The organism is Actinomyces sp. MRS3W, assembly GCF_032465695.1.
In the GTDB taxonomy this organism is placed as follows: Bacteria; Actinomycetota; Actinomycetes; order Actinomycetales; family Actinomycetaceae; genus Actinomyces.
The window spans coordinates 1-4,425 of the sequence record NZ_JAWDJJ010000338.1; the positions used below are offsets into that span (position 1 = coordinate 1).

The following is a 4,425-nucleotide window of genomic DNA, read 5'->3' on the forward strand; positions in this document are numbered from 1 at the left end:
GCGCGCGCGGAGCCACCGCCGTTGTCACACTCGAGCCCTGCAACCACCACGGCCGTACCGGTCCGTGCGCCCAGGCGCTCATCGACGCAGGGGTCGCCGATGTCGTCTATGCCATGGACGACCCCACCGCGCAGGCTCGCGGCGGCGCAGCGACCCTCGCAGCCGCCGGCGTTCGCGTACGGCGCGGTCTGTGCACCGAGCAGGCCGCCCGCCTCAACCGACCGTGGCTTCACGCGGTCACGACCGGCCGTCCCCTGGTGACGTGGAAGTTCGCGGCAACCCTTGATGGCCGTATCGCCGCCGCTGACACGACGAGCAGATGGATTACCCCTCCGGCGGCCCGCCACGACGTGCACCGCCTGCGCCGCGACTGCGACGCCATCATGGTGGGAACCGGTACCGTCCTCGCCGATGACCCGGCCCTCACCATCCGTGATGCGGCAGGGCAGCCGGCTTCGGCCCACCTCCAGCCGCTGCGCGTCGTCGTCGGCTCACGGCCCGTCCCGGCCACCGCACAGGTGCTCGCCGACGATCACCATCTACTCCTGCCGGAGCATGACCCTCACGCCGTTCTCGCAGTCCTCGCCTCCCGCGAGATCCGTCACGTCCTCCTGGAGGGTGGACCAACCCTCGCGGCCGCTTTCCTGCGGGCCGGCGTCGTCGACGAGGTGGTCGCCTATGTGGCGCCCGCGCTGCTCGGCGCGGGGCCCGCCGCCGTCACCGACTTCGGGGTATCGACGATTACCGACATCCTGCGGCTCCACAACCCCCGGGTCACGGTTCTCGGCGAGGGCGACGAACTCGCCCTCCGCCTGACCGGCTACCCCGGCGCCCCGGACCGCGCCCCCGCATTCACAGCCCCATCCACCACCAATACCGAGGAGAGTCGCTGATGTTCACAGGAATCGTTGAGGAGCTCGGACGGGTCGTCCGGCTCGACGTCATTGGGGACTCGGCCCGGCTCGCGGTCGACGCGCCGGCCGTGACTCAGGACGCGAGGGCGGGTGACTCTATTGCCGTCAACGGCTGCTGCCTGACCGTCGCCGACCTGCACGACGGTGTCTTCACCGCCGACCTCATGGCGGAGACACTCGCCCGCACAACCTTGGGCACCCTGGCCACCGGCGACCGGGTCAACCTCGAGCGGGCGCTGCGCGTCAGCGACCGCCTCGGCGGACACGTCGTCCAGGGGCACGTCGACGCCACCGCGGAAATCATCGACCGCCGGCACGGGGAGCACTGGGACCTCGTGCGCCTCGGCCTGCCTCGGGATCTGGCCCGCTACGTCGCCGTCAAGGGCTCCATCGCCGTCGACGGGGTCTCTCTCACCGTGGTCGACGTCGACGACGGCGATGCGCCTGGTGACACCCCGTCGCTGAGCGTCGGCCTCATCCCGGAGACGCTGCACCGCACGACGCTCGGCGTGAGGGCGCCGGGCGATCGGGTCAACCTCGAGGTCGATGTCATGTCGAAGTACGTCGAGCGGCTCCTGGGTACAAGTGCCGGCGAGGGAGCGGCATGAGCATGCTCGATCACATCCACACCACCGGGCGCCACGAGCAGCACCCGAGCGAGAGTGCCCCTCTCCGCCTCGACACCGTCGAACACGCTCTCGATGCGCTCAGCCAGGGCCGCATGGTCATCGTCGTCGACGACGAGAGCCGGGAAAACGAGGGGGACCTCATCTTCCCGGCGGCTACAGCCACGGCCGAGCAGCTGGCCTTCGCGATCCGCCACTCGACGGGCATCATCTGCGTGCCTGCGACGGCTGGGGAGCTCGACCGCCTGGGCATCCCCATGATGACCGAGCACAACACCGATCCCAAGAGAACTGCTTTCACGCTGAGCGCCGACGCTCGCAACGGGGTGACGACCGGCGTGAGCGCGGCCGACCGTGCACGCACGATCCGTGTTCTGGCGGATCCGGACTCCGGACCGGCCGACCTCGTCCATCCTGGCCATGTCTTCCCCCTGCGCGCATGTGACGGAGGAGTTCTCACGCGCCGCGGACACACGGAGGCCGCCATCGACCTCATGCGCCTGTCGGGTCAGCGGCCGGTTGGCGTCCTCGTCGAGGTCGTCAACGACGACGGGACCATGGCGCGCCGCGGCCAGTTGCGGGACTTCGCCGACGCGCACTCCATGCCCATGATCTCGGTGAGCGCTCTGGAGTGCTACCGGTGGCTGCACGAGGAGCTCGTCGAGGAGGTCGTCACGGCTTATCTGCCCACCGCCCACGGGGAGTTCACCGCTCATGCCCTGCGCAGCAGGATCGACGGCGCCGAGTACCTCGCACTCGTGTGCGGCGATATCACAGGCGGTGAGGATGTCCTCACCCGGGTGCACTCGGCGTGCTTGACCGGTGACGTCCTGTCCTCCTTGCGCTGCGACTGCGGGCCCCAGCTGCGCGCGGCCATGGAGGCGATCAGCGCTCGCGGACGCGGCGTGCTCGTCTACGCCTCCGATCATGAGGGGCGCGGCATCGGACTCATCGACAAGCTGCGCGCCTACGCCCTCCAGGAGGAGGGACTGGACACCCTCGATGCCAATATTGCGCTGGGGCTGCCGGCCGATGCGCGCAGCTACGCCACCGCCGCCCAGGTGCTGCGCTTCCTCGGGGTGCGTTCGGTCGAGCTCATGACGAACAATCCGGACAAGGTCGCCGGCCTGGAGCGCTACGGGGTGGCAGTGTCGGCTCGACGGGCCACGCCCACCTTCGCCAACGGGGACAACCTCACCTACCTGCGCACCAAACGCGACCGCATGGGGCACCTGTTCACGGATCTCGACTCCGGTGGGACCGCGCCGCCCTTCGCCGGGCAGCACCTCGAAGAGACCAACGCCGGTGACCGTCCGGCACACCACGACAACGAAGACGAAGGAGCAGCACAATGAGCGGAACCGGGGCACCCGAGCAGAGCGCACCACACGCGCAGGGCATGAGGGTGACGGTCGTCGCCGCCCAGTGGCACGAGCGGGTCATGGATGGCCTGGTCGCAGGGGCGCTGCGCGCCGTTGAGGACGCCGGGGCACGAGCGCGCGTAGTACGGGCGGTCGGCTCCTTCGAACTGCCGATCCTCGCCGCTGCTGCCGCGCGGGGCGGGGCCGACGCCGTCGTCGCGCTGGGCGTCGTGATCCGCGGCAGCACCCCGCATTTCGACTATGTGTGCCGGGCCGCCACCGACGGGCTTGGCAGGGTCGCCCTCGACACGGGGGTGCCGGTGGGCTTCGGTCTGCTCACCTGCGACGACGAGGCTCAGGCGCTCGCCCGCTGCGGTGGCCCCGGAGCTGACGAGGATAAGGGCTACGAGGCGGCGTGCGCGGCCATGAGCACGGCGCTCACGCTGGCCTCCTTCACGCAAGCTTGATTCACACACCTGGTGGCCCGTTTCCGGGGACGGGCCACCAGGGCGAGCTCAGCGCCGCAGGCGTCCGCGGCGGGCATCGCAAATGGTGAGCACGGCTCGTTCGACGGCGTAGACCGGGTCGCGTGAGGCGCCCTTCACCTCGGCATCGGCGCGGGCAACCGCCATGATCGCCACCGCGAGCGCGTCGTCGGACCAGCCCGACAACTCCCGGCGGGCGCGCTCCGCCTGCCATGGCGCCATGCCCAGATCCCGCGCGCTCAGCCCGCGGCGTCCCCCGAGGGCGGCAACCCGAGCCAGCTGGCGGATCTTCATGGCCAGGGCGGCAACGATCGGCACCGGGTCGGTGCCGGTGGCGAGCGCGTGGCGCAGCGCGGTGACGGCCTTGGCCACATTTCCGGCTGCGGCGGCGTCGGCGACGGTGAAACCGGTGGCCTCGAAGCGCCCCGCGTAGTAGGTGTTGACGGTCTCCAGGGTGATGGTGCCTTGAGTATCGGCAAGGAGCTGTTCGGCGGCCGAGCACAGCTCGCGCAGGTCGGTGCCCAGCGCGTCCACGAGCGCCCCGACAGCGTCGGCATCCATGCGGCGCCCGGCCCGGCGCACGTCCGCGGTGACGAGCGCGGCCTTGTCCTTGGCGGACTTGACCGCCTGAATGGTGACCACCGGGTAGGGGGACTTGGCCAGGGCATCGAGCAGCCGCTTGCCGCGTTGGCCACCGTTGTGCCGCAGGATGACGGTGACGTCGGGGGCGGGGGCGGTGACGTAGGCGAGTAGGTCGGTCAAGAGCGCGTCAGTCATCTGATCCAGCGCAGGAATGAGCACGAGCTTGGGCTCCCCGAACAGGGAGGGGGACACCAGCGTATCCAGCTGGTGGGCCTCGTAGGTGGCGGCCTGGACGGTGGAGACCTCGGTCGCCGGATCCTGCCCACGGGCCAGTGTCAGCAGCCGGGTCATCGCCCGGTCGGCGAGCAGTTCCTCTCCCGCGCGGATGAGGACAATCGGGGCGAGGTCGACCTCGTCCCAGGCGGGGCCTGCAGGGGCGCGGCGCGCGGGGCGGGAG

Annotated in this window: 5 protein-coding genes; 4 read left to right on the forward strand and 1 reads right to left on the reverse strand. The window is 70.6% G+C overall.

Annotated features, from left to right (window positions below):
- From ribD to ribH, 4 genes are all read left to right on the forward strand, one after another.
- On the forward strand, positions 1-893 hold an 893-nt coding region (gene ribD, locus RWX45_RS12835; RefSeq protein WP_316024108.1), incomplete at its 5' end, for a bifunctional diaminohydroxyphosphoribosylaminopyrimidine deaminase/5-amino-6-(5-phosphoribosylamino)uracil reductase RibD.
- Entirely contained in the window at positions 893-1,522 is a 630-nt protein-coding gene (locus RWX45_RS12840; RefSeq protein WP_316024109.1) for a riboflavin synthase, read from the forward strand. The genes ribD and RWX45_RS12840, both read left to right, overlap by 1 nt.
- Entirely contained in the window at positions 1,519-2,895 is a 1,377-nt protein-coding gene (locus RWX45_RS12845; protein WP_316024110.1) for a bifunctional 3,4-dihydroxy-2-butanone-4-phosphate synthase/GTP cyclohydrolase II, read from the forward strand. The genes RWX45_RS12840 and RWX45_RS12845 overlap by 4 nt, the downstream gene beginning before the upstream one ends.
- Positions 2,892-3,368, forward strand: coding sequence for a 6,7-dimethyl-8-ribityllumazine synthase (gene ribH / locus RWX45_RS12850; RefSeq protein WP_316024111.1), 477 nt, complete (start codon positions 2,892-2,894; stop codon positions 3,366-3,368). Before RWX45_RS12845 ends, ribH begins: the two co-directional genes overlap by 4 nt.
- A gap of 48 nt (positions 3,369-3,416) precedes the next feature.
- Here the strand turns inward: ribH and holA are convergent.
- On the reverse strand, positions 3,417-4,425 hold a 1,009-nt coding region (gene holA, locus RWX45_RS12855), incomplete at its 5' end, for a DNA polymerase III subunit delta (protein ID WP_316024112.1).

Coding starts and splice junctions, on each gene's coding strand:
- ribH (WP_316024111.1), top strand. CDS start 2,892: ATGAGCGGAACCGGGGCACCCGAGCAGAGCGCACCACACGCGCAGGGC.
- RWX45_RS12840 (WP_316024109.1), top strand. CDS start 893: ATGTTCACAGGAATCGTTGAGGAGCTCGGACGGGTCGTCCGGCTCGAC.
- RWX45_RS12845 (WP_316024110.1), top strand. CDS start 1,519: ATGAGCATGCTCGATCACATCCACACCACCGGGCGCCACGAGCAGCAC.